General features: G+C 70.7%; 19 protein-coding genes. 13 read left to right on the forward strand and 6 right to left on the reverse strand.

All coding sequences use genetic code 11. The features are described from left to right. The first annotated feature begins 15 nt into the window (after positions 1-15). The 7 genes from AB0F44_RS26470 to AB0F44_RS26500 all read left to right on the forward strand — a co-directional run bounded on the left by AB0F44_RS26470 (position 16) and on the right by AB0F44_RS26500 (position 11004). Complete coding sequence (locus AB0F44_RS26470; RefSeq protein ID WP_357359814.1) at positions 16-4770, forward strand: DUF4082 domain-containing protein; 4755 nt, start codon at positions 16-18, stop codon at positions 4768-4770. Positions 4771-4851: 81 nt separating this feature from the next. Then, positions 4852-5922 carry a Gfo/Idh/MocA family oxidoreductase gene (locus AB0F44_RS26475; RefSeq protein WP_357359816.1) on the forward strand — a complete coding sequence of 357 codons (1071 nt, stop codon included), beginning with the start codon at positions 4852-4854 and terminating at the stop codon, positions 5920-5922. Continuing rightward, positions 5919-6935 (forward strand): NAD-dependent epimerase/dehydratase family protein, encoded by a 1017-nt coding sequence (locus AB0F44_RS26480; RefSeq protein WP_357359817.1) that lies wholly within the window; start codon positions 5919-5921, stop codon positions 6933-6935. The genes AB0F44_RS26475 and AB0F44_RS26480 overlap by 4 nt, the downstream gene beginning before the upstream one ends. Next, entirely contained in the window at positions 6932-8065 is a 1134-nt protein-coding gene (locus tag AB0F44_RS26485) for a DegT/DnrJ/EryC1/StrS family aminotransferase (protein WP_357359819.1), read from the forward strand. The genes AB0F44_RS26480 and AB0F44_RS26485 overlap by 4 nt, the downstream gene beginning before the upstream one ends. After that, on the forward strand, positions 8062-8715 hold the full coding sequence (locus AB0F44_RS26490; protein WP_357359820.1) for an acetyltransferase: 654 nt from the start codon (positions 8062-8064) through the stop codon (positions 8713-8715). Before AB0F44_RS26485 ends, AB0F44_RS26490 begins: the two co-directional genes overlap by 4 nt. Further along, positions 8712-9821, forward strand: coding sequence for a DegT/DnrJ/EryC1/StrS family aminotransferase (locus AB0F44_RS26495; RefSeq protein ID WP_357359822.1), 1110 nt, complete (start codon positions 8712-8714; stop codon positions 9819-9821). The genes AB0F44_RS26490 and AB0F44_RS26495 overlap by 4 nt, the downstream gene beginning before the upstream one ends. Next, positions 9814-11004 carry a glycosyltransferase gene (locus tag AB0F44_RS26500; protein WP_357359823.1) on the forward strand — a complete coding sequence of 397 codons (1191 nt, stop codon included), beginning with the start codon at positions 9814-9816 and terminating at the stop codon, positions 11002-11004. The genes AB0F44_RS26495 and AB0F44_RS26500 overlap by 8 nt, the downstream gene beginning before the upstream one ends. A gap of 16 nt (positions 11005-11020) precedes the next feature. Here the strand turns inward: AB0F44_RS26500 and AB0F44_RS26505 are convergent, their stop codons facing one another. The 3 genes from AB0F44_RS26505 to AB0F44_RS26515 are packed head-to-tail and all read right to left on the reverse strand — an operon-like array spanning position 11021 to position 14700. After that, a complete protein-coding gene (locus tag AB0F44_RS26505) occupies positions 11021-12571 on the reverse strand; it encodes a glycosyltransferase (RefSeq protein ID WP_357359825.1) in 1551 nt (516 codons plus the stop codon). Then, positions 12564-14033 (reverse strand): oligosaccharide flippase family protein, encoded by a 1470-nt coding sequence (locus AB0F44_RS26510; protein WP_357359827.1) that lies wholly within the window; start codon positions 14031-14033, stop codon positions 12564-12566. Before AB0F44_RS26510 ends, AB0F44_RS26505 begins: the two co-directional genes overlap by 8 nt. Next, positions 14026-14700 carry a hypothetical protein gene (locus tag AB0F44_RS26515; protein ID WP_357359829.1) on the reverse strand — a complete coding sequence of 225 codons (675 nt, stop codon included), beginning with the start codon at positions 14698-14700 and terminating at the stop codon, positions 14026-14028. The genes AB0F44_RS26510 and AB0F44_RS26515 overlap by 8 nt, the downstream gene beginning before the upstream one ends. 120 nt (positions 14701-14820) lie before the next feature. Between AB0F44_RS26515 and AB0F44_RS26520 the strand changes: the two genes are divergently transcribed. After that, positions 14821-15570, forward strand: coding sequence for a hypothetical protein (locus AB0F44_RS26520; protein WP_357359831.1), 750 nt, complete (start codon positions 14821-14823; stop codon positions 15568-15570). A gap of 10 nt (positions 15571-15580) precedes the next feature. Then, positions 15581-16909, forward strand: coding sequence for an O-antigen ligase family protein (locus AB0F44_RS26525; RefSeq protein ID WP_357359833.1), 1329 nt, complete (start codon positions 15581-15583; stop codon positions 16907-16909). Between the two features lie 33 nt (positions 16910-16942). On the opposite strand, the gene AB0F44_RS26530 is transcribed toward AB0F44_RS26525, so the two are convergent. The 3 genes from AB0F44_RS26530 to AB0F44_RS26540 form a co-directional block, all read right to left on the reverse strand. Beyond that, positions 16943-18556 (reverse strand): DUF4082 domain-containing protein, encoded by a 1614-nt coding sequence (locus AB0F44_RS26530; RefSeq protein ID WP_357359835.1) that lies wholly within the window; start codon positions 18554-18556, stop codon positions 16943-16945. A gap of 128 nt (positions 18557-18684) precedes the next feature. Further along, entirely contained in the window at positions 18685-19743 is a 1059-nt protein-coding gene (locus AB0F44_RS26535) for a hypothetical protein (protein ID WP_357359837.1), read from the reverse strand. A gap of 124 nt (positions 19744-19867) precedes the next feature. Further along, the gene (locus AB0F44_RS26540; protein ID WP_357359838.1) at positions 19868-20533 is read right to left on the reverse strand and encodes a polysaccharide deacetylase family protein; all 666 of its coding nucleotides are present in this window, start codon (positions 20531-20533) and stop codon (positions 19868-19870) included. Positions 20534-20655: 122 nt separating this feature from the next. On the opposite strand from AB0F44_RS26540, the gene AB0F44_RS26545 reads away from it, so the two are divergent. From AB0F44_RS26545 to AB0F44_RS26560, 4 genes are read left to right on the forward strand one after another with little or no spacing between them, the layout of a single operon-like run. Beyond that, positions 20656-21594 (forward strand): glycosyltransferase family 2 protein, encoded by a 939-nt coding sequence (locus tag AB0F44_RS26545; protein WP_357359840.1) that lies wholly within the window; start codon positions 20656-20658, stop codon positions 21592-21594. Then, positions 21591-22445, forward strand: a complete 855-nt coding sequence (locus AB0F44_RS26550; RefSeq protein ID WP_357359842.1) for a hypothetical protein — start codon at positions 21591-21593, stop codon at positions 22443-22445. The genes AB0F44_RS26545 and AB0F44_RS26550 overlap by 4 nt, the downstream gene beginning before the upstream one ends. A gap of 1 nt (position 22446) precedes the next feature. Beyond that, positions 22447-23646, forward strand: a complete 1200-nt coding sequence (locus AB0F44_RS26555) for a pyridoxal-dependent decarboxylase, exosortase A system-associated (RefSeq protein WP_357359844.1) — start codon at positions 22447-22449, stop codon at positions 23644-23646. 35 nt (positions 23647-23681) lie between these two features. Beyond that, positions 23682-23948: an acyl carrier protein gene (locus AB0F44_RS26560; RefSeq protein WP_357359846.1), complete on the forward strand. Its 267-nt coding sequence runs from the start codon at positions 23682-23684 to the stop codon at positions 23946-23948. Positions 23949-24100 lie beyond the last annotated feature (152 nt).

Below are 24100 nucleotides of genomic sequence, written 5' to 3' on the forward strand. Positions count from 1 at the left end.
AGAAGGAGCACGACTGTGAAGCTGCGAACGGGACTGGCCGCGTTGCTCGGAGTTGTTCTTGTCACCCCTGTCATCTCGCTCGTCACTGCCACGAGCGCCAGTGCCGACCCATGTGGCCCGGAGGGCAATGCGATCGCATGTGAGAACAGCAAACCGGGGAGTCCCTCGAGCGAATGGGGTATCACCGGCGCCGGCGACAGCTCGATCCAGGGGTTTGCCACCGACATCAGTGTCGACGCCGGCAACCGGATCGACTTCAAGGTCGACACGAATGCCTCGGCGTACACGGTCACGATCTACCGGATGGGCTACTACGGCGGTGACGGCGCTCGCAGGATCACCTCGGTGACCCCGTCGGCGAGCCTCCCGCAGAATCAGCCCAACTGCTATCGCGACACCACCACCGAGATCACCGACTGCGGCAACTGGGCGGTCTCGGCCTCCTGGAACGTGCCGGCGACCGCGGTCTCGGGTGTCTACGTCGCCAAGCTGGACCGCGCCGACACCAACGAGTCGAGCCACATCACCTTCATCGTCCGTGACGACGACAGCACCTCCGACGTCGTCTTCCAGACCTCCGACACCACCTGGCAGGCCTACAACAACTACGGTGGATCCAGCTTCTACACCGGTGGCGGGAACGGCCGGGCCTACAAGCTCAGCTACAACCGCCCGTTCGCGACCCGCTCCGGCGGGACGTCCCACGACTTCTTCTTCGCCAACGAATACCCGCTGGTGAGGTTCCTGGAGCGCAACGGCTACGACGTCAGCTACATCGCCGGCATCGACACCGACCGCCGCGGCGGACTGCTCACGAACCACGAGACCTTCTTGAGCGTCGGGCACGACGAGTACTGGAGCGGGCAGCAGCGCGCCAACGTCGAGGCCGCGCGCGACGCGGGCGTGAACCTGCAGTTCCTCAGCGGCAACGAGGTCTACTGGCGGACCCGCTACGAGGCCTCGAAGGACGGCACCAACACGCCCTACCGGACCCTGGTCACCTACAAGGAGTCCTGGGCGCAGGCCAAGCTCGACCCGGCGCCGGAGTCGACCGGCACCTGGCGCGACCCGCGCTACACCCCCAAGAGCCTGGGCGGCGGCAAACCCGAGAACTCCCTGACCGGCACCATCTTCATGTCCAACCTGACCGACCTGCCGGTGACGGTGAAGAAGTCCCAGGGCGGGCTACGGCTGTGGCGCAACACCGGGCTGTCCGGGATGACCGCCGACCAGACCGAGCTGGCACCACACACGGTCGGCTATGAGTCCGACGAGGACCAGGACAACGGGTTCCGACCACCCGGCCTGATCCGGATGTCGGAGACGACCGGGTTCATCGACAACCAGTACATGACCGACTTCGGCCGGACCACGGGCGACGGCACCACGACCCACGCGCTCACGCTCTACAGGGCCGCCAGCGGCGCGCTCGTCTTCGGTGCGGGATCGGTCCAATGGACCTGGGGCCTCGACTCCGAGCACGACAACCCGTACCACGACGAGACCGCCGACCGCCGGATGCAGCAGGCGCAGGTGAACCTGCTGGCCGACATGGACGCCCAGCCGACGACGCTGATGAGCGGCCTGGTCGCGGCGACCAAGACCACTGACACGACCGGTCCGTCGGTCGCCATCACGTCGCCGGCTGCCGGCTCGACGCAGCCCAACGGCACCAAGGTGACGCTCACGGGCACCGCAGCCGACACGGGCGGTGGCGTGGTCGCCGGAGTCGAGTACTCCCTCGACGAGGGCACCTCGTGGCACCCGGCGAACGGCACGACCGCCTGGTCGGTGACGTACGTCCAGCCAGGGGTGGGCAGCACCCCGGTGCGGGTCCGCGCAGTCGACGACAGCGCCAACATCGGCACCGCTGCGACCAGGAGCTTCGCGGTCACCTGCCCGTGCAGCATCCTCGGCCAGCGGGAGGTGCCGACGACCTGGAACGCCGTCACCAGCCCGGCGACACCGTCGGCCAACGACGGCGGCGCGGCCGAGCTCGGGCTGCGCTTCACGCCCCAGGCCGACGGGTACGTCGCGGGCGTCCGCTTCTTCAAGGGCGCCGGCAACACCGGCACCCACGTGGGCTCCCTGTGGAGCAGCAGCGGCGAGCGGCTGGCCCAGGTCACCTTCGCCAACGAGTCGAGCGGCGGCTGGCAGTCGGCGACGTTCAGCCAACCGGTCGCGGTCGCCGCGGGAGCGAGATACACCGTCTCCTACACGGCTCCGGCCGGGCACTACGCCGTGGCGCCCTGGGCGTTCGCGGCACAGGGGTTCGAGGCGTACCCGTTCGAGGTCGAGGGTGGCTATGGTGCCGCTCCGGCAGGGGTCTACGCAGGTGCCGGGCAGTTCCCGGCGAGCTCCTACCAGAACCCCAACTACTTCGTGGACGTGCTGTTCACGACCACGGACAACTCGCCGCTGGCCGCCACCAACCAGTGGCCGCTGGCCGACTCGTCCTCGGTCCCGCGCAACACCACGGTGAGCGCCAGGTTCACCAAGCCGGTGGTCGCCTCGACGGTCGGGCTGCGACTGACCGACTCCCTCGGCAACGTGGTGGCCGGGTCGACGGCCTATGACTCGACGACCAGGACGGTGACCTTCACCCCGTCGGCCAACCTCGCCGGGTTCGTCACCTACACCGCCACGCTCTCGGGCCAGGACAGCGGTGGGACGGCGATCACGACCGGGAAGACGTGGTCGTTCCGTACGGCCAAGCCGCCGGCCGCGGCAGGAGTCTGCCCGTGCTCGATCTATGACGAGGACGCCACGCCTACGGTCCTCCAGGATCCGGAGAACGCGCAGCTGACGCTGGGCGTCAGGTTCCGCGCCGACGTGGCCGGCACCGTCACCGGGGTCAAGTTCTACAAGGGAATCAACAACGCCGCCCCGCACACCGGCACCTTGTGGTCGGCCAGCGGCGCCGTGCTCGCCCAGGGCACCTTCACCGGCGAGTCGACCAGTGGTTGGCAGACGCTGACCTTCACCGAGCCGGTGCAGATCCAGGCGAACACCGACTACGTCGCCTCCTACCGCACCAACGGCTACTACTCGGCCACCCCGAACGCCTTCGCCTCGGCCGACCTGTCGAAGCCGCCGTTGAGGGTGACCTCGACTGCAGGTGCGTACGCCTATGGCACGGGCTTCCCGGCGGGGACCTCGCCCTCGAGCTACATGGTCGACGTCGTCTTCGAGAAGGGCGCGCCGTCGCTGACGATGACCTCGCGCAGCCCGGTTCCCGGGGCGGTCGAGGTGCCGCGCTCGAGCAACGTGGTGGCGTCGTTCTCCTCGGCGATCAGCCCCGGCTACTCGGTGTCGGCGACCTCGGACGGCCAGCCCATCCCGGGGACGACGACGCTCGGCAACTCCGGGACGACACTCACCTTCGACCCGACCTCCTCGCTGCCCGCATCCGCGGACGTGACGGTCACGATCAGTGGGGTCACCTCGACAGAGGGGGCGAGTCTGTCTACACAGACCTGGACGTTCCGGACCAGATCCGCGGAGACACCATCCAGCCAGACGCTCTTCGGTGACGTGGTGCCCGCGGTCGAGGCCCAGGACGACAGCTCTCCGGTCGAGGTCGGGACGCTGTTCAGTCCCACCCGAGACGGGCGGGTGACGGCGATCCGGTTCTACAAGGGAGCCGGCAACGGCGGCACCCACGTCGGGTCGCTGTGGACCTCGACCGGCCAGCGGCTCGCCCAGGTGACCTTCACCGGTGAGACCGCCTCCGGCTGGCAGCAGGCAACGCTGTCCAGTCCGGTCGAGGTGCAGGCAGGGGTGTCGTACATGGTCTCCTACCTGGCTCCGCAGGGGCACTATGCGACCACGTCGCAGTTCTTCGCGACCGCCTACTCCTCGGGTGACCTGACCGCTCCGGCGGGCACCAACGGTCGCTATCTCTACGGTGCCGCGGGTGGATTCCCGCAGTACTCGTTCGGGTCGACGAACTACTTCGCCGATGTCGTCTTCGAACGGGCGGGCGCGACCATCTCGGTCACCGAGCAGGATCCGGACCCGGGCACGACCGAGGTGGCTACCTCGGTGAACCCGTCGATCACGTTCTCGGCACCGATCGCGACCGGGTGGAACATGTCGGTCACGGCCAACGGCTCCTCGGTGGCGGGTTCGGCTGCGCTGAGCAGCGACGGACGTACGCTGCGCTTCACCCCGACAGCGGCGCTGCCGTCCGGGGCGACGGTGTCGGTGTCGGTCTCGGGCGTGGTCTCGACCGACGGGGCGAACCTGCCCACGCAGACGTGGTCGTTCACCACGGTCCCGGCCGTCGTGACCGAGGTGTCGCTGTTCACCGGGGTGACTCCGCAGAACGCGTCGACGCTCGACCTGATGCCGATCGAGGTCGGAACCGCCTTCAGAACGTCGGTGGCCGGCTCGGTGACGGCGATCCGGTTCTACAAGGGCACCGGCAACACCGGCACCCACACCGGCTCGCTGTGGAACGCTGCCGGCACCAGAATCGCGCAGGTGACCTTCACCGGTGAGACCGCGACCGGCTGGCAGACGGCCACGTTGCCGACACCGGTCGCGCTCACGCCGGGGGCGACGTACGTCGTGTCCTATTACGCGCCCAACGGACGCTACGCCTCGACGCCCGCTGCGCTCACCCAGTCTCGGACCGTCGGCCCGCTGACCGCTCCGGGCGGAGCCAACGGCAGGTATCGGTACGGGTCCGGAGGGGGGCTCCCGAACCGATCCTGGAACTCCACGAACTACTTCGTGGACGTGAGGTTCCGCCCGGCCTCGCCGTAGGCCGGCTGAGCGGTCCCTAATTGGGGGGATAGGTGGGGCGAGGCTCTTCGGAGCCTCGCCCGCGCCGATTTCATGGTCGTCATGACTGATGTGGATCCGCTCGGCGTGGCAGTGGTCGGGGCCGGTTACTGGGGGCCCAACCTGGTCCGCAACTTCCGGAACGCACGGGACTGGACGCTGGTAGCGGTGGTCGACCTGGACCTCGCGCGGGCCCAGGAGGTGATCGGTGGCGGCACGGACGTGCTGGCCACGAACGACCTCGACGAGGTGCTCGCGCGCGAGGACGTGGACGCGGTCGCGATCGCGACTCCGGCGGGCACGCATCGCCAGCTCGTCGAGCGGGCGCTTCGGGCCGGGAAGCACGTGCTCGTCGAGAAGCCGCTGGCCGACGACGTGGAGTCCGGGCGGAGCATGGTCGAGGCCGCGCGCGCAAACGACCTCGTGCTGATGGCCGACCACACCTACTGCTACACGCCGGTCGTGCAGAAGATCCGCGAGCTGATCGAGGACGGGTCGCTCGGCGAGATCCTGTTCGTCGACTCGGTGCGTATCAACCTTGGGCTGGTGCAACCCGACGTCGACGTCTTCTGGGACCTGGCCCCCCACGACCTCTCCATCCTCGACTTCATCCTTCCCGGCGGGCTGCGCCCCACCGGGGTCGCCGCGCACGGCGCCGACCCGCTCAGAGCGGGCAAGTCCTGCGTGGGCTACCTGACCCTGCCGCTGGAGGGCGGGGCGATGGCCCACGTCCACGTCAACTGGCTCAGCCCCACCAAGATCAGGCAGATGGTGATCGGCGGGAGCCGGCGTACGTTGGTCTGGGACGACCTCAACCCGCAACAGCGGCTCAGCGTCTTCGACCGAGGTGTCGACCTGGTCCAGCAGAGCGTGGACATCGCCGACCGCGCCGCCGCGACCATCTCCTACCGGCTGGGCGACACCTGGGCGCCGGCACTGCCCGAGTACGAGGCGCTCTCCCGGATGGTCGGCGAGTTCGCCGGGGCGATCCGGGGCGGGCGCGCACCGGTTACCGACGGGGCCGCCGGGCTCCGTGTCCTCTCCGTCCTGGAGGCGGCCCAGACCAGCCTCCGAGCCCGTGGCGCCCTCGTCGAGGTGGCCGCCGAGACCCCGACCCTGGAGCTGATCCGATGACCTCTCCCGACCTCACGAAACTGAACGGCGCGAACGTCCTGGTCACCGGGGGTGCGGGCACGATCGCCTCCACCATCGTGGATCAGCTCCTCGACGCGGGGGTCGCGCACGTCGACGTGCTCGACAGCCTGATCCGGGGCCGCAAGGCCAACCTCGACGACGCCCTCGCCACCGGTCGTGTACGGCTGGTGGAGGGCGACATCCGCGACCGCGACCTGGTCGGTGACCTGACCGCCGGCAAGGACCTGGTCTTCCACCAGGCCGCCATCCGGATCACGCTGTGCGCCGAGGAGCCCCGGCTGGCCAACGAGGTGCTCGTCGACGGCACCTTCAACGTGGTCGAGGCCGCCGTGCAGGCACGGGTGGACAAGCTGATCTACGCCTCCTCGGCCTCGGTCTTCGGGCTCGCCGAGGAGTTCCCGACTCCGGAGGGGCACCACCACAACAACAACGACACCCTGTACGGGGCCGCGAAGTCCTACAACGAGGGCCTGGTGCGGTCCTTCCGGGCGATGCACGGGCTCGACTACGTCGGGCTGCGCTACTTCAATGTCTACGGACCCCGGATGGACGTGCACGGCGCCTACACCGAGGTGCTGGTGCGGTGGATGGAGCGGATCGCCGACGGCAAGCCGCCGCTGATATTCGGTGACGGGCGCCAGACGATGGACTTCGTCTGCGTCCCCGACATCGCCCGCGCCAACATCCTGGCGGCCGCCTCCGAGGTGAACGAGGGCGTCTACAACATCGCCTCCGGCACCGAGACCTCGCTGCTGGAGCTGGCCGAGGCGCTGCTGCGGGCGATGGACTCGCCGCTCGGGGTCGAGCACGGTCCGGAGCGCGCGGTCAACGGGGTCACCCGCCGGCTCGCCTCCATCTCCGCCGCCCGCGACGACCTGGGCTGGACCCCGACGATTGGACTCGAGGAGGGGCTGCGCCAGCTCGTCGAGTGGTGGGCGCCGCTGCGCTCCGAGATCGCGGCGGGGCGCGAGCTCAGCGGAGGTACGTCGTGAGTCGCATCAACGTCATGCAGCCCTGGCTGGGCGAGGAGGAGGTCGAGGCGGTCGCCGAGGTGCTCCGCTCCGGCTGGGTCGCCCAGGGGCCGCGCGTGGCCGAGTTCGAGCGCCGCTTCGCTGCCTCGCAGCAGGCTGCTCACGCGGTCGCCACCTCGAGCTGTACGACGGCGCTCCACCTGGCGCTGGTCGTGGCGGGAGTGAGCCCCGGTGACGACGTCGTCGTCCCGTCCTTCTCCTTCATCGCGACCGCCAACGCCGCGGTCTATGTCGGCGCCCGGCCGGTCTTCGCGGACGTCTCACCGGTCTCCGGGAACCTCACCGCGTCGACCGTTCGGGAAGCCCTCACGCCGCGGACGACCGCGGTGATCGTGGTCGACCAGGGTGGGGTGCCGGTCGACCTGGACTCGATCCGGAAGGTCTGTGACCCGCTCGGCATCATGGTGATCGAGGACGCCGCCTGCGGCGCCGGGTCGACCTATCGAGGTCGTCCCGTGGGCGCCGGCGCCGAGATCGCTGCCTGGTCCTTCCACCCGCGCAAGATCCTCACCACCGGCGAGGGCGGGATGCTCACCACCTCGCGCGCTGACCTGGCCGAGCGGGCACGCAAGCTGCGAGAGCACGCGATGAGCGTCTCCGCCGCCGACCGGCACGCCAGCCTGGTCTCCCCGCCGGAGTCCTACGACGAGGTCGGGTTCAACTTCCGGATGACCGACCTGCAGGCCGCGGTCGGCCTGGTGCAGCTCGACCGGCTGCCCGAGGTCGTCGCCCGGCGCCGCGAGCTTGCCGCCGTCTACGCGAAGTCGGTCGCCGAGATCGGCGGGCTGCGGGCCGTGGCCGACCCGGCCTGGGGCACCTCCAACTTCCAGTCGTTCTGGATCGAGGTGGGGTACCCCTACGGGCTGGACCGGGAGGGGCTGCTGAGCGCCCTCGCCGAGGCCGGGGTCTCGGCGCGACGCGGGATCATGGCGTCGCACCGGCAGCCGGCGTACGCCTCGCCGTCCGTCAGCCTGCCGGCCACCGAGCACCTCACCGACAACACGCTCATCCTGCCGCTCTTCCACCAGATCTCGGATTCGGAGCAGGCGCGGGTCATCGACGTACTCCGGCAGGGGGGAGGGCGTCGATGACCACGCTCGTCCTGGTCGCGGCCAGCGGGCTCGCCGGAGAGATCGCGGCGGCGGCGGAGTACGACGAAATCGTCGCCGTCGACGACGACCGCGAGTGCTGGGGCCAGATGATCGGCTCGGTCGACGGGACCGGCGGGGTCAAGGTCATCGGGCCGGTCGAGGTCGCCACCGACTGCGGTGACGACCTGGTCATCTGCGCCGGGGCCGGGTCGACGCGCCGACGCCTCTACAACCGGCTGATCGGCTACGGGGTGGCGCCGGAGCGCTACGCGACCATCGTTCATCCCGCCGCCTCGGTGCCTCCGGGCTGCGAGCTCGGTGCCGGGACCGTGCTGCTCGCCGGGGTCGTGCTGACCGCCGGCGTACGCGTCGGGCGCCATGTCGTCGCGATGCCCAACGCGGTCCTCACCCACGACGACATCGTCGGCGACTACGCGACCATCTGCGCCGGGGTGACCCTCGGCGGCGAGGTCGTGATCGGTGAGGCCGCCTACCTCGGGATGAGCTCCTCGGTGCGTCAGCGCACCACCGTCGGAGCCGACTCCGTCCTCGGCATGGGAGCGGTCCTGCTCAACGACCTGCCCGCCGGGGAGACCTGGGCCGGAGTGCCCGCCCGCCGTCTCAATTCACGTCAGGAGCTGATCTGGTGAAGGTGCCCTTCGTCGACCTCGGGTCGCAGCAGTCGGAGATAGAGGACGAGGTACGCCTCGGGCTGGACCGCGTCTTCGAGCGCACCGCCTTCGTGGGCGGGCCGGAGGTGACCTCGTTCGAGAACGCGTACGCGGCCTTCGTCGGTGCTCGTCACTGTGTCGGGGTCGGGAACGGGACCGACGCGCTCGAGCTGGCGATGCGGGCCGTCGGGGTGCGGCCCGGTGGCGAGGTGATCGTGCCCGCCAACACCTTCATCGCGACCGCCGAGGCGGCCAGCCGGATCGGTGCCGTACCGGTGCCCGTGGACGTCGACGAGTCGCACCTGTTGATCGACCCGGCCGCGGTCGAGCGGGCGCTCACGCCGCGTACGCAGGCGATCGTGCCGGTGCACCTGTTCGGGCAGACCGCGTTCGTGGAGCAGCTGCTCCTGCTCGCGTCTGCTGCCGGGATCCCGGTGATCGAGGACGCGGCGCAGTCGCAGGGCGCTCGTCGGAACGGTCGCCCGGGCGGCTCGCTCGCCACCGTCGCGGCGACCAGCTTCTACCCCGGCAAGAACCTCGGCGCGGCCGGTGACGCGGGTGCGGTGACGACCTCCGACCCGGAGATCGCGCGGATGGTACGGCTGCTCGCTGCCCACGGCTCGGAGACGAAGTACGTCCACGAGGTCGTCGGGATGAACTCCCGTCTCGACACGGTCCAAGCCGTCGTACTGTCTGCGAAGCTGGCGCGGCTGGAGAAGTGGAACGAGCTGCGCCGTCAGGCCGCCGACCGCTACCACGCTCTTCTCGACGGGGTGCCCGGTCTTCGGCTGCCTTCGTCCGCGCCGGGAAACGTCGACGTCTGGCACCTCTATGTCGTCCGGGTCGATGACCGTGACCGGGTGCTCGAGGCGCTGCTGGAGGCCGGGATCGGCACCGGGATCCACTATCCGTTCCCGGTTCATCTGACTGCTGCGTACGCCTCGCTGGGGTTCGGCGAGGGCTCCTTCCCGGTCGCGGAGCGGGCGGCGGGCGAGATCCTGTCGCTGCCGATGTTCCCGCACCTGAGCCCGGAGCAGCAGGAGTACGTCGCCGATGTGCTCACCGCGGCGGTGAGGCATGGGTGAGGTGCGTACACCGGTCTCCATCGTCTGCGTCTACAACGACCCGGCGGTGCTGGAGTCGTGCCTGGCGGCCTCGATCAAGGCCGGTCCGGGAGCATCGCGGCAGACCGAGGTGATCCCCGTCGACAACGTCTCGAATGCGTTCGCGAGCGCCGGTGCGGCGCTGAACCACGGCGCCCGGATGGCACGCAACGAGGTCGTCGTCTTCGTCCACCAGGACGTCTACCTGCACTCGCTGCCCGCGCTCGAGGCCGCCGCCGCGACCCTCCTCGCCGACCCGGCGATCGGGGTGCTGGGTGCGGTCGGGGTCAGCCACCGCGGCGAGGTCGTCGGCGCGATGCGCGATCGGGTCGTCCCGCTCGGCCGCTCCACCTCGGTCCCGGTCGACGTCGACTCGCTCGACGAGGTGCTCTTCATGGTCACCCGCTCACAGGTCCTGCGCGAGCCGCTCTCCGAGTCGCCCGACCTGGCCTGGCACGCGTACGCCGTCGAGTACTGCCTCCGCATGCGCGCCTCCGGCCGCCGCGCCGCCGCCGTCGACATCCCGCTGACCCACAACAGCATGACCACCAACCTCGCCCGCCTCGACGTCGCCCACCGCAGCGTCGGTCACACCTACGCGAGCCTCGTGCCCGTGCGTACGACGTGCGGGATCGTGGCCGGTGAGCACGGTGCCGCGACCACCTCCTGGCCCGTCCGGCGCGCCCGTGGCGCGCGTACGTTCTGGGGCGAGTCCGTCCGCGCCCGCCGGGTGAGGCGCTCGCTGCGCGGGGTCGTTCCGGCCCCGGGCCATGCTCGGGGCCAGGTGGTGCTCGCCGACATCCGGCTGCTCGTCGACGACGTCGCCCGGCTCGCCGGCAGCTCCTCGATCCGCGTCATCGACCCCTCCCGCGACGGCACCGTCGGCGAGGCCGAGGGTCTCGAGCGCAACGGCATCGCCTTCTCCGCCGCCACCCTCCGCTGGCCCGGTGTCGTAGCCGCCGTCGCCGCCACCACCCCCGACCAGCTCCTCCTCGTCTCCGGCCTGCGCCCCGAGGAGATCGCCCCCCTCGCCGCCACCACCACCGGCCCCTACGTCGTAGGCCTAGCCCGCGACACCGGCCTCTGGCTCCTCCTCGGCGCCGATCCCGCCGCCCTGGCTCCGCTGTGGAGTCGGCCGCGGAACCGGCCGTTCTTCGTGGGGTGACCCGGTCGGCCGGGTGTCACGCCGGCCGGCGGCGCAGCCGCGCGCGAACCGCAGCAGCGGCCCACTCGGGGGCGAGGTCGCGGACACGGCCGGCGCCGCCGCGGCGAGTCTGGCGCCACATGGAGATCCGGTCGGTGAGCGGCATCGCGCCGAGGAGACCGGCGGTGATGTCGGCGCCGGTGCGGCTGAACGGGTTGGTCGCCTGGACGGAGACGGTGAGCAGGTCGAGGTGGCCGCGGCCGCGTACGGGGGCGAGCAGGTCGTCGCCGAGGCGCTGCGGGGTCAGGTAGAGCGACTCGGCGTCCGCGACCCACCCGGGGCCGGTGTGGCACTCGAGGATCGCCTGGGCGGTCGAGCTGCCGCGTGAGACCCGCTCACGCGGGCGGCGGACCAGGTCGAGGAGGGTGTCGCGCAGCTGGTCGGCGGTCTTCGGCCGCAGCATCAGGTGGTCGATCCCCGGGGAGTCGGAGCCCCACACCGCACACTCGGGCCGATGGCCGCGGAAGGTGACGACCGGGTTGCCGAGGCCGCCGGACTCGAGCAGCGAGGTGAGCCCGGCGAACGGGAACGAGTCGAGATAGACGTCGGCGGCATGGTGCAGCGGGGCCACGTCGGGGAGCATGCCGACGGCCTGGATCCGTCCGGACGTACGCCGCGCCAGCCCGGCCCATGGCTCCGACTCCGGGTTGGGGCCGGCGACCCGCCACTGCAGGCGGGGTTCGGCTGCCACGGCGGCCTCGACGGCCGCCAGGTAGGTGTCGCCGCCCTGGAACTTGCTCGAGTCGGCGGCGGTCACGACCAGCACGTCGGACGCGCGTACGTTCCACTGCGGCTTCGCGGTCTCGCGACGCTTGGTCCGGCCGCGGACGGACAGCGGCCGGTTGCGCACGATCGACCGCTCCATCGGCAGACCGCGACGGTGCTGGGCGAGGTCCTGGCCGCTGCGGCGCAGGTGGACGACCCGGTCGTAGGCCCGCACGCCGACCCAGAAGACGTGGTCGGTGTTGTCGATGTAGATCACGGGTGGCAGGTCGCGACGGTCGGCGAAGGCGAGGGCGGGGACCACGTCGAAGGGGTGGCAGTGGGAGACCACCAGGTCGGCGGTCGAGGCGAGCGCGCGCAGCCGGGCGGCGCGGTGGAGCAGGCTCCCGGGCATCGTGTCGAGCAGGGTCAGACCGACCCGGTCCCCGACGCGAGAAGCGATCTTGGCCGGCACCGGCGAGGTCATCTGCCGGGTGGCGACGATCTCGTGGGACCGTTCGGCGAGCTGGTCGGTCCAGCCGGCGATGATCTGGGTGTGCCCGCCGCTCTGGTACATCTGCGTGACCACGTGCAGCGTGCGCCGCGGGCGGGTCGGCACCGGCACCGACGGGAGCGAGCGACCCAGCTCGGTGAGCAGCAGCTCGAGCGGCTTGTACGCGAACCAGCCGGTGTGGTTGCCCCAGGCGAACTCTGCCGCGGCCTGGGCCAGAGCGGCCGCGCGCTGCGGCCTTCGTCGAGCGGCAGCCGCGGCGGCTGCGTACATCTCCTCGAGGGTGTCGTGGTTGTCGTCGAGACGGTCAGACATGGACGTCCTCGTTCAGTGTCGTGGGGGGCTCACTCGGGGTGGGGGAGCCGGCGCCCGAGCGGAACCAGCTCACGTCCTCGCGCCGGCGCCGCAGCAGCACCGCCCACACGGCGGCGAGCACCAGGCCGGTGACCGCGCAGGTCACCCAGACCGACGGCTGCGCGACGCGCATTCCGACGGCCGCAGCCCAGACGCCGAGCGCGCCGAGAGCCGGCAGGGCGGCCCCGGCGGCGAGGCCACCGAGCCCGATCCCGGCCCGCGCGAGGTAGAAGAGGTGCAACGGCAGGATGACGACGAGCCCGACCGCGAACGTGGCCAGCCCGACCCCGCCGACGCCGGACCACGCCGCCCCCGCCAGCAACGCCGGCACCAGGGCGATCAGCCAGACGATCTGGATCGTCATCAGGCTGCGGGTCGAGCCGGCGATGACCAGGAAGTCGTACGCGAGCTCGAAGGAGATCCGCAGCACGGCCAGCGCGCCGAGCCAGAGGAGCGGTGCCGCGGCCGCCTGCCAGACATCGCCGTAGACGAGACCGATCACCTCGGGGGCCAGCGCGGCCAGCGCCGAGCAGCCCGGGAGCGTCACGGTCAGGACCAGCGCGGAGAGCCGCGTGAAGGCGTGCCGCATCCCGGCCGGGTCGCGCTGCAGCCGGGCGAAGATCACCGGCGTGACCTGCCGCAACGGTCGCGACAGCATCGTGACCGGCCAGCTGGAGAGGTTGAAGGCGACCACGTAGAACCCGAGCGCGGTCGCACCCAGCATGCTGCCGATGACGATCTGGTCGGCGAACCCCACCGCGAAGACCAGGATGCTGGTCACCGCCAGCGGGGCGCCGAAGCGGAGCAGCGTGACCGCGTGCGCACGGGAGAGCCCCATCCGCCACGGCAGCGGCGACATCCGCAGGAACATCACGGTGGTGACGGATACGCCGAGAAGGTGACCGATGACCAGGGAGTACGGACCGGCGCCGGCCAGCGCCAGCCCGAGCATGACGGGGACCGCCACGAGCGTGGCCATCTGGTCGATGAGCATCCGTTTGCCCTGCATCAGGTTGCGCTGCAGCAGCGCCGCGGGGGTCGCGGTGATCCCGCTGAGCACGACCGGGACGGCGAACATCGCCACCAGAACCGCTGCGTCCGGTTCGCCCATCGCCCGCGCGTAGGGGCCGGCCCCGATCACCATCCCCGCGGCGATGAGCAGGCTGGCCACGACCGAGATCGTGGTCACCGTCGGCGCGATCTCGCGCGGGTCGTCCTTCCAACGCACCACCGCGAGGCTCACGCCGAGCTCGTTGAAGCTCAGCACCGCCATCAGGGCAAGGAAGGCGACGGCGTACGTCCCATAGCTCTCCGGCCCGAGCAGCCGCGCGACGAGGATGCCGACGACCATCGTGCCGAGCTTGGTCACCGCCGTGTTCGCGATGCTCCAGGCGAGGGCGGTGTGGGGGCGGGTCTCAGCCAAGGTCGGTCTCCGGCGGCGTCTCGGCGCGGCGCGCTTTGCGCCGCAACAGGATCGGGTCGATGCGTACGACCAGGTAGAGGGTCGCCGCGGCGCCGAGCAGCCCGGAGACGGCGAAGGCCCGCTTCGAGCTCCCGCCGACGGGGTAGACCACGGTCGAACCGGGGGCCTCCTTGGTCGTCATCCGGAACGCCTTGTCCACCCGGTACTCGTCCTGCACCCGGTCGAGCTCAGCGGTCATCTCCTCGACCAGCTGCTCCTTGCGGGTGCGGACGGTCTCCGGGTCGGGGCCGACGACCTCGATGATCAGCCACTGGTCGGTGTAGTTGGGCGCCCACTGGCCGCCGGTGTCGGGCAGCCGGACGGTCCATCCGTCGCGTACGCCCATCCCGATCAGCCCCGCGTCGGTGGCGGTGAACTTCGGAATCTGCCGGGTGCCGACGACGAGCTTGCCGACCACGCCGGCGGTGATCACCAGATCCTCGGAGGTCGCCCGCAGCGCGTTGGGATACTGCGCGTTCTTCGGAGCCAGGAAGACCAGATCCGTACGCGTCCAGTAGACGCTGCGGTCCTGGCTGGCGTAGTTCGCGGCGGCGAGGGTGAGGATCGCGCCGACCACCACGATCGGCCATCGTCGGACCATCGCCCGCAGCAGGTCCCACAGCGCCATGGTCGGAACGCTAGGTCCGCCGAGGCCGAGTCCGCCCAGGTCAGCGGGGTCATCGCCCAAATCGGGTAGGACCTCGGCGAGGTTGGCTCGCGCCGATCCTGGATCGGTACGTTCGGGCGCATGGTCTTGTCGGAGTTCGTCGGTGCGATCCGGCGGCGTTGGTATCTCGCGGTGGTCGGCATCCTCCTGACCGGCGTGCTCGGCTGGAGCGCGTCGGCCTTCGTGGCGCCGACCTACACCGCCCGGGGCCTGGTCCTGATGCTCCCCTCCAAGAACGCGGTCGGCCCCGGCGGCAACCCGTTCCTGGGGCTCGGCGGGCTCGACCTGCCGGCCCGGGTCGTGGTCGCCTACTACACCAGCGCGCCCGCCCAGGAGGCGATCGCGGAGGTCACCCCGGGTGCCGCGGTCACGGTCTCGATGGAGGAGTCGACACGCGGCCCGGTGATCGCGATCGATGTCAGTGCGGACAGCGAGGCCAACGCCATCGAGGCGCTCGACTTCGTCGCCGAGTCCATCCCGGAGACCCTCGGCAGGCTCCAGGACGAGGTCAACGCGAAGGGCAATGCCCGGCTGCGCTCCCGGCCGCTCGCGCTGGACGAGACGGCAGCCATCGACGGCAGCGGTCCGCTGCGGGCGCGGATCATGGCCGTTGTGCTCGGTCTCGCGATGACCGCGGTGCTGGTCTATGCGATCGACGGGATCGTGCTGCGCAGGCGCCTGGCTCGCGAGGAGCGAGCCGCGTCCCTGGCTGCCCAGGACGCCGCCTACGACGACGAGCCTGAAGACGACCAGTACGTCCAAGGCGACCGGAACGACCGCGACCGGGACGACCGGGGCGACGACCACGTCGTCCAGCGCCTCCACGGCTGAGGCGAGAACGATGGCCGTACGCCGTGGTGTCGATGCGGTGACGTGGCTGAGCCTCTACACGTTCGCCGTCTTCGTGATCCCTTCCTGGCTGGTCTTCCGGCCGTTGGGCAGCGCCGGCTCGGTCTCGATGCTGATGGGGCTGGGCAGCTTCGCGCTCTGGGTGCTGCTGAGCATCGGCCGGCCGCTGCCGGTCGACCGGCCCCCGCAGCCGATGCGGTTGGTGCTCGCGCTGTTCCTGTTCAGCGTCGGAGTCACCTATGTCATCGCGATGTCGCGTCCGATCAGCCGCGACGAGATCAGCCCGGCCGACGTCGCGATCCTCGCGATGGTCTCCTGGGTGGGCACGCTGCTGCTTGCCGGCGACGCCATCCCGAGCATGGCCAGGGTCCACGTGCTGGTGTGGCGGCTGGTCGTGGGCGGCAGCTTCCTCGCGGTCCTCGGCCTGGCCCAGTTCTTCCTCCGGCAGATCTTCGTCGACCGGATCTCGGTCCCCGTCCTGACGCCGATGACGACGGTCGAGCTGGCGATGCGCAACGGCCTCGTACGTCCCGCCGGCACCGCCCTGAGCCCGATCGAGTACGGCACCCTGATGGGGATGCTGGTGCCGATCGCGCTCCACGTCGGCTTCCAGCACCGCAACCTCAACCCGCTCGTCCGCTGGGCCCCGGTCGTGCTGATCTGCATGATCATCGCCGCCTCCTCGAGCCGGTCGGCCTACCTCGGCGCCGCCATCGCGGTGGCGGTCTGCATGATCGGCTGGTCGCGCAAGCAGCGGGCGATGGTGCTCGGGCTCGCGGTCGGCGGGCTGGGGCTGGTGTTCCTGGTCGCGCCCCGGATCATCAACTCGGTGACCGGCATGTTCGTCGGTGCCGAGGAGGACCCGAGCGTCACCTCGCGCACCGACAGCTACGGGGTGGCCTGGTTCTTCGTCGACCGCAACCCCTTCTTCGGGCGCGGGCTGGGGACGTTCCTGCCGAAGTACCGCATCTTCGACAATCAGTACCTCCAGATGATGGTGAGCATCGGGATCATCGGCGTGCTTCTCTTCGTAGCGTTCGTCGTCGCGACGTTCATCCAGCTCGCCAGGGTCTATCGCGCCTGCGAGGACCCGAAGACGCGCGACCTCGTCGTCGCGCTCATCGGCGCTGCCGCCGCCGGCTTCGCCGGGCTGGCCTTCTTCGACGCGTTCGCCTTCCCGATGACGATGGGCACGATCTTCCTGGTGCTCGGGTTGGCGAGCGCGGTCACCCGGCTGAACGCACGGTCACCATCTGCGAAGGCGCCACCGGATCGCACCGAGGCCAGGGGCGAGGTCGCGCAGACCGTACGCCCCGGGTGACCCGCGTTAGCCCGCCCCGTCAGCGCATCCCGATCAGGTCGTGCAGGGCAGGTTGCGCACCACGACGGGCTGGCCGGCGGAGTTCAGCGTCGCGGTCGCTGCCTGCCACTGGGTGACCAGGCTGCACCTGACGTCGAGCGGCCCGAAGACCCAGCTCCGGTCGACCACGTACAGGTTCCTCACCGTGCCGGGTGTGCCGAGCCGGAAGGGGTAGCCGCCGCCGCTCACGATCAGGCCGTCGATGTCGACGGAGGTGTTGTCCTGGTCGGGGTAGAAGAACGGGGCGGTGCCGCCGCAGTTGTTGGTGTCGACGAAGTCGATGACCGTCTTCCGGACGGTGAGCGCCCCGCCGCCGTAGCCCTGGATGCCGTCACCGTGCCAGTCGGTGCAGACGTCGGGAGAGACGACACGTACGTAGGAGTCGTGGATCGCGACGCCGCCGCACGCCGACTTCCCCTGGGCCCGGAAGCCCTCGGGAACCCCGTCGATGAGTACGTTGCGCGCCGTGTAGCCGCCCGAGGTGACCGCCGGCCAGGCCTCGTCCGTCGTCGGGGCCGAGCCACGGACGATCTCGGAGTCCTCGATGACGAGGCCGGTCGCGCAGGTGGCGCTGGCGTAGTTGACGATCACCGAGCCGACCGCCTGCACCCGGCGCAGGGTCACGTTCTTGGCGGTGACGTTGATCGTCCCGTTCGTCACGCGCAGGTCCTCGACGACTGCCCCCGGCGTACTGATCGTGTACGTCCCGGTCGCCGACCGCTTCGGCTGCCAGCCGTCCGGCAGCCCGGCCGAGGCGCGGGTCGGGAACCCACCGGCGGGAGGGGCGGAGGTCGGCGATGGGGCGGACGTCGTCGGGGTGCTGGCCGGGGAGCTCGGGGAGGTCGACGGAGCTGTCGGCGAGCTCGCCGGCGCGCTCGGGCTGACGCTCGTCGAGGGACTGGGACTCTGGGACGGAGAAGCGCTGGAGGGCGACGCACTGCCGGACGGTGTCGGTGAGGTCGTCGGCTCCTCGCCAGAGCCGGTCGGCCGCACGACGACGTCGACCTGATAGTTGGTGGCGCGGTAGGTCGAGCGGGGGAACTCGCCCGGCTGGTAGGTGTAGACACCCGCGTTCGGGCGGGCCGACAGCGGACCGTTACTGATCGAACGGTCGAAGAAGTCCTCGTCGGTCGAGTAGTGACCACCGGGGGCGGTGTAGGAGACGACGTAGGAGCGGCCTGGCTCGAGACGTACCGGCCGCTCGAGCGTGACGGCCCGCAGGCCGTCTCCGGCCGCGCCGCCGAGCTGGGCGCGGGCGCGGGCGAGCGGGCGGCCTCGTCCTGACCATAGGGTGGCCTGGTGCGGGCCGTGGTTGTTCGGGCCCAGGTACACCTGGACCGCGACCGCCTCGACGGGCTCCGAGGTCCGGAACCGCAGCCCGAGCTCGACCGGCCGGGAGTCGGGGTCCGTCAGGACCGCGGGGACCGCGTCGTCGGGGAGAAGGCTGACCGTCTCCGGGTGCGCGGTCGCCGTGCCGAACGCCCAGAGGCCGCTGCCGGCGATCAGGGTGACCAGGACGCTGGCGAAGGCGGTACGCCGCCACCGGGTGGTCCCGCGGCGACCGTGGGGAGGTCGGTCGATCCGTCGTCGATGCGTGCTGGGGGGCATGCTGTGGGAGGGCATGAATGCACCTGTTCGTATGGGATACCGCCGAAGGCATCGACACTACGTTTGATCCGTCCGGAACAGACACCCCCAAAACTCGGTATCTATGGCGGGTTTTCCAGCCCCAGACGTCACTCGCAGGGTAGGTCGCGGATCGGGACCGGCTGGCCCGCTGAGTCCATCGTGACCACGGCCGCGCTCCATTCGGTGACCACCGAGCAGTTGACGTCGAGCGGGCTGTAGACCCAGCTCTGGTCGACCACGTAGAGGTTGCGGACCGGCCCAGGCATGCCATTGCGGAACGGATAGCCGCCGCCGGCCACGACCAGGCCGTCGATGTCGACCGATTCGTTGCCCTGATCGGTGGGATTGAAGAAGGGGGCGGTGCCGTGGCACTCGTTCTTGACGTCCAGGATCATCACCGTACGGCGTACCTTGACCTTGCCGCCGCCGTAGCCCTGCAGGCCGTCGCCGTGCCAGTCGCTGCACACGTCCGGCGAGGTGACCCGGATGAAGGAGTCCTGGATCCCGATGCCGCCGCAGCGCTCCTTGTTGGAGGCGCGCAACCCCTCGGGTACGCCGTCGATGACGACGTTGCGCACCGTGTAGCCGCCCGCGGAGACCGCCGGCCAGGCCTCCTCGGTCGTGGGGGCGCTGCTGCGGATGAAGTCGGAGTCCTCGATCAGCAGCCCGGTGTTGCACTGGTCGTTGTAGTCGTTGACCACGACCGAGGCGATCGCCTCGACGCGGCGCAGGGTGACGCCGGGCGCGGTGACGTAGATGACGCCGTTGGTGATCCGCAGGTCCTCCACGACAGCTCCGCGATGCCGGATCCAGTAGTCCCCGGTCGCGGTGCGCTTCGGCTTCCAGCCGTCGGGCAGCCCCGCGGACTCACGGGTGGGGAAGCCCTTGGCAGGCGGCGCGGCGGTCGAGGACTGCGTACGCCCCGGGGTCGCCGACGGCGCCGGCGTCGGTGTCGGCGGGGTCGAGGAGACCAACGGGCTCGGGTCGGCCGAAGGAGTGGGGGAGGGGGACACGCTCGCGGGTGGCTTGACCGTCGGCAACGAGTCGGAGCCGACGTTGCGTACCGGGCTCGAGTTGGGCCACAGGAACCACGTCAAGGCGACCAGCAGCAGAGCCAGCCCACCCGCGATCGCGATCCGCCGGCGCCGGCCTGGCTTGGTTGGCATGTGTTCGCACCCGTTCGCGTCTCGATGGCCATTGTCTTGTCGGCACTGTTGCGTCGACACTGCCCGACCTCATGGTCGGGGGCATCCTTCAAACTGGTTACTTCTCTCGGGCCGGCGCAGAGGTTCAGCGCAGCCTCTTGACCAGGCCCGCAGCCTGGCGCTCCACCCTTCTGGCGATGCCCTGCCCGGTCAGGATGTATCTGCGTACGCTGGCCCCGTCGTCGTCCGCGGTGATGCTGAACCTCGGCTGCAGCCAGGCTCCGGACACCGCCTGGGCACGGTCGCTGGTGTAGACGTGCTCATAGCTCAGACGGCGCAGGTGACGCAGCGTGGCGCGGTCGTAGCGGCCCAGCGGGAGCGCCGCCTCGTCCACGGTCTCCCCGGCCGCCATGGTGATGTGCTCGCGGGCCTGGATCAGCTCGCGGCGTACGCCCGCGGCGTCGAGGCCACGCCAGCTGACGTGGTCCATGCCGTGGGTGCCGATCCGCATGCCCGCCACCCGGAGGAGACGGACGTCGAGACGGTCGACGCTTCCCGGCTTCCCGAGCCGTCCCGCCAGGACGAAGAAGGTCGCGGTCAGGCCGCGGGCCTGCAGACCCGGCAGCCCGATCGCGACGTCGGAGTGGTTGCCGTCGTCGAAGCTGATTCGCACCTCGGGGCGGCCGGCGACGGCATCGAGGATGTCCTCGTAGGCGTCCTGGCTGATCCAGTAGCGGTCCTCGCCCGGCTCCAGCTCGCGCTCGGGCTCGCCAATGCCGTGGAAGCAGATGTTGGTCACGTGGGCGGGCATGTCCTCCACGCTAAGGATCCGGAGACCGCGTCCGGCCCACCTGTGGGAAGGCCTACCTCATACGGGGGATCTGCGGTCGGGAGGAGGGTCCGGTGGGGGTGGACCCCGCCGAGACTCATGACGTGTCGCTCCCCATCCGAACCATCGCCGTCGTGGTGGTGACCTACAACAGCGCTCATCTGCTGGCCGATCTCGTCGGCTCTCTGCCGGGTGGGCTGGCCGGTCTCGGGTGGCGGCTGGTGGTCGCCGACAACGCCTCCGCCGACGACACCGTGGCGACCGCGCGCCGCCTAGCGCCTGACGCGACCGTCATCGAGACCGGCCGCAACGGCGGCTACGCCGCCGGGATCAACGCAGGTGTCGCGGCCGCCTTCGCCTCTGATCCCGATGTCGACGCGGTGCTGGTCCTGAACCCGGATGTACGTCTCGAGCCCGACTGTGTCGCGGCGCTCGCCCGCGAGCTCGTGTTCGGAGTCGGCGTCGCCGTGCCCCGGCTGGTCGACGCCGAGGGCCGGCTGATCGAGTCGATGCGTGGCGCACCGAGCCTGGTGCGGGCCTTCGCCGACGCCGTAGTGGGCGCCAACCGCGCCGGCCGCGTCCGGTGGGCGGGGGAGATCGTGGCCGACCCGGCGGAGTACGAGCGCGGCCAGGACACCGACTGGGCCGAGGGGTCGACGCAGCTGATCAGCGCCGAGTGCTGGCGCGCGTGCGGCCCCTGGGACGAGTCCTACTTCCTCTACTCCGAGGAGACCGAGTTCCACCTGCGCGCCCGCGACCGGGGCTTCCGGGTGCGGTTCGCGCCCGCCGCCCGCGCCGTACACCTTGGCGGCGAGTCCACCACCTCACCTGGACTGTGGGCACTCCTCGTCGCCAACCGGGTGCGGCTCTTCACGGTCCGCCGCGGGCGGGTCCAGGGGGCTGCGTACTGGCTGATGGTGCTGGCTCGCGAGTGCAGCCGGGCGCTGCTGGGAAAGCAGACCTCCCGGCGTGCGGTACGCACCCTGGTCAGCCCGCGCCGGATGAGCGCCCCGCGTGGGCCCGAGTGGGTGGCGAGCGCATGAAGGCCGTGCTCGCCCCGATCACCGCCGAGGACCTCCCGGCCGTCTCGACGTTCCTGCACGAGCAGCTGAACCCGCGGGTGCGGGAGCTGGAGTGGACCCAGGCGCTGCGCGTGCCCTGGGACGTACCTCAGGCCAACCACGGGTTCTTCCTCGCCGAGGGGGAGCGGGTGGTCGGGGCCTACCTCGCCTACTACTCCGAGCGTCGGGTCGGCGCGGACACGCTGCAGATCTGCAACCTCGGCGCCTGGTGCGTGCTCGACAGCCACCGCCATCAGGGGCTGCGGCTGCTGACCACGCTGCTCAAGCAGCCCGGCTACGAGTTCACCGACTTCTCGCCCTCGGGCAACGTCATCGCGCTCAACCGGAAGCTCAAGTTCACGGACCTGGACACGACCACCTCGCTGGTGCCCGCTGTGGCGCTGCCGAGGCGGCGCGGGGTGCGGGTGAGCAGTCGTCCCGACGTACTGGACTCGGTCCTGCAGGGCGAGGAGCGGGACCTCTATGCCGACCACCGTGCCGCGGCGGCGGCCCGACACGTCGTGCTGAGCACGGGCTCCGAGCACTGCTATGTCGTGGCCCGCAAGGACACGCGCAAGGGCGTACGCGCCTTCGCCTCGGTCCTCTACGCGAGCAACCCGGAGCTGCTCCGGCGGCACGCGCCGCGGCTGGCCTCGCACCTGCTGACCCAGCACGGCGTCGCGGCGACCCTGGTCGAGCACCGGGTCGCCGGCGGGGCGCCGGACGGTTCCTACCGGCTCTCGCGGTCGCGGCCGAAGATGCTGCGCAGCGACGCCCTCGACCCGGCCCGGGTCGATTACCTGTACAGCGAGCTGACATGTCTGGAGTGGTGAGATGCCGAACGTTGGGGGCATAGCCGTCGGGGGTGTGCCCGTGCGGCTGCTGGCGGAGCGGGTCGGATCGACCCCGTTCTTCGCCTATGACCGGGCTGCGATCGACGCCCGGGTCGCCTCGTTGCGGTCCGCGCTGCCCGGGGATGTGCACCTGAGCTACGCGGTCAAGGCCAACCCGATGCCCGCGGTGGTGCAGCACCTGGCCCGCACCGTCGACGCGCTCGACGTCGCCTCCGGGGCCGAGATGCGGGTGGCGCTCGACACCGGGACGGATCCAGGGGCGGTGAGCTTCGCGGGACCGGGGAAGTCGGTCGGCGAGCTGACCCAGGCCGTCGCAGCCGGGGTGCTCGTTGAGATCGAGTCGCCGCTGGAGGCCGACCGCCTGGTCGAGGCCGCCGAGCGCCTCGGGATCCGGCCGCGGGTCGCGGTGCGGGTCAACCCGGACTTCGAGGTCAAGGGCTCCGGGATGCGGATGGGCGGCGGCGCCCAGCAGTTCGGGGTCGACGCCGAGACGGTCCCGCTGCTGCTCAAGACGCTGCACGACCGCGACGTCGAGGTGGCCGGCTTCCATGTCTTCTCCGGTTCCCAGAACCTGCACGCCGAGATCCTCGCCGAGGCGCAGGAGCGCACCGTCGACCTCGTCCTCCGGCTGTCCGGTGACCTTCCTTCGGCGATGACGTATCTCAACATCGGCGGCGGCTTCGGCATCCCGTACTACACCCAGGATCAGCCACTCGACCTCCCGCTGGTCGGATCGCGCCTCGAGGAGTTGCTGGTCACCCGCGTACGTCCTGCGCTGCCGTCCGCGCAGGTCGTCATCGAGCTCGGTCGCTACCTGGTCGGCGAGGCCGGTGTCTATGTGACCAGGGTCGTCGACCGCAAGATCTCCCGCGGCAAGACCTTCCTGATCGTCGACGGCGGCATGCACCACCAGCTCGCCGCCTCCGGCAACTTCGGCCAAGTCATCCGCCGCAACTACCCGATCTCCGTCGCGGCTGCTCAGGACGCCGAGGCTGTAGAGGAGACCGTGCAGGTCGTCGGCTGCCTGTGCACACCCCTGGACCTGCTCGGCGACAAGGTGAGCCTGCCCCGCGCTGAGGTGGGCGACCTGGTCGTGGTCCACCAGGCCGGGGCGTACGGCCTCACCGCCAGCCCCACTGCCTTCCTCAGCCACCCGGCGCCGCTCGAAGTGCTCGTCTGAGTCCCCTGAATCTTCCGAACCGAAGGAGTACGTCCATGACCATCGACACCACCGAATCGATCCTCGACCGGGTGGCCGAGGCGATCACCGAGGTGATCGGCACCGACCACAGCGCCGGCACGCTGAGCGCGGGCACCCTGCTCTTCGGCTCGCTGCCCGAGCTCGACTCGCTCGCCCTGGTCGAGCTGATCACCGTCCTGGAGGACCGCTTCGGCTTCGAGATGGACGAGGACGACATCAACGCCGAGGTCTTCGAGTCCGTCGGGTCCTTGGCGGAGTACGTGCGCACGCAGGTCGGTTGACCGCTGGTCGAGCCGGCCCCGCTGGCGAGCCGGCCCCGCTGGTCGAGCCGCGAGCGCCAGCGAGCGTGTCGAGACCAACACGGTCCCATCGAGCGCTGAGGGGACCGACACGGTCCCCTCAGCGCGCGATCCGACAGCTCGGCTCTGTCGGC

Origin of the sequence: Nocardioides sp. NPDC023903, assembly GCF_040639295.1 — a bacterium.
Lineage (GTDB): Bacteria > Actinomycetota > Actinomycetes > Propionibacteriales > Nocardioidaceae > Nocardioides.

Bases quoted from the DNA above. Each gene is read 5' to 3' on its own strand.
- AB0F44_RS26500 (WP_357359823.1), top strand. From the start codon at position 9,814: ATGGGTGAGGTGCGTACACCGGTCTCCATCGTCTGCGTCTACAACGAC.
- AB0F44_RS26550 (WP_357359842.1), top strand. From the start codon at position 21,591: ATGAAGGCCGTGCTCGCCCCGATCACCGCCGAGGACCTCCCGGCCGTC.
- AB0F44_RS26505 (WP_357359825.1), bottom strand. From the start codon at position 12,571: ATGTCTGACCGTCTCGACGACAACCACGACACCCTCGAGGAGATGTAC.
- AB0F44_RS26560 (WP_357359846.1), top strand. From the start codon at position 23,682: ATGACCATCGACACCACCGAATCGATCCTCGACCGGGTGGCCGAGGCG.
- AB0F44_RS26520 (WP_357359831.1), top strand. From the start codon at position 14,821: ATGGTCTTGTCGGAGTTCGTCGGTGCGATCCGGCGGCGTTGGTATCTC.
- AB0F44_RS26555 (WP_357359844.1), top strand. From the start codon at position 22,447: ATGCCGAACGTTGGGGGCATAGCCGTCGGGGGTGTGCCCGTGCGGCTG.
- AB0F44_RS26480 (WP_357359817.1), top strand. From the start codon at position 5,919: ATGACCTCTCCCGACCTCACGAAACTGAACGGCGCGAACGTCCTGGTC.
- AB0F44_RS26515 (WP_357359829.1), bottom strand. From the start codon at position 14,700: ATGGCGCTGTGGGACCTGCTGCGGGCGATGGTCCGACGATGGCCGATC.
- AB0F44_RS26540 (WP_357359838.1), bottom strand. From the start codon at position 20,533: ATGCCCGCCCACGTGACCAACATCTGCTTCCACGGCATTGGCGAGCCC.
- AB0F44_RS26490 (WP_357359820.1), top strand. From the start codon at position 8,062: ATGACCACGCTCGTCCTGGTCGCGGCCAGCGGGCTCGCCGGAGAGATC.
- AB0F44_RS26530 (WP_357359835.1), bottom strand. From the start codon at position 18,556: ATGCCCCCCAGCACGCATCGACGACGGATCGACCGACCTCCCCACGGT.
- AB0F44_RS26475 (WP_357359816.1), top strand. From the start codon at position 4,852: ATGACTGATGTGGATCCGCTCGGCGTGGCAGTGGTCGGGGCCGGTTAC.
- AB0F44_RS26525 (WP_357359833.1), top strand. From the start codon at position 15,581: ATGGCCGTACGCCGTGGTGTCGATGCGGTGACGTGGCTGAGCCTCTAC.
- AB0F44_RS26535 (WP_357359837.1), bottom strand. From the start codon at position 19,743: ATGCCAACCAAGCCAGGCCGGCGCCGGCGGATCGCGATCGCGGGTGGG.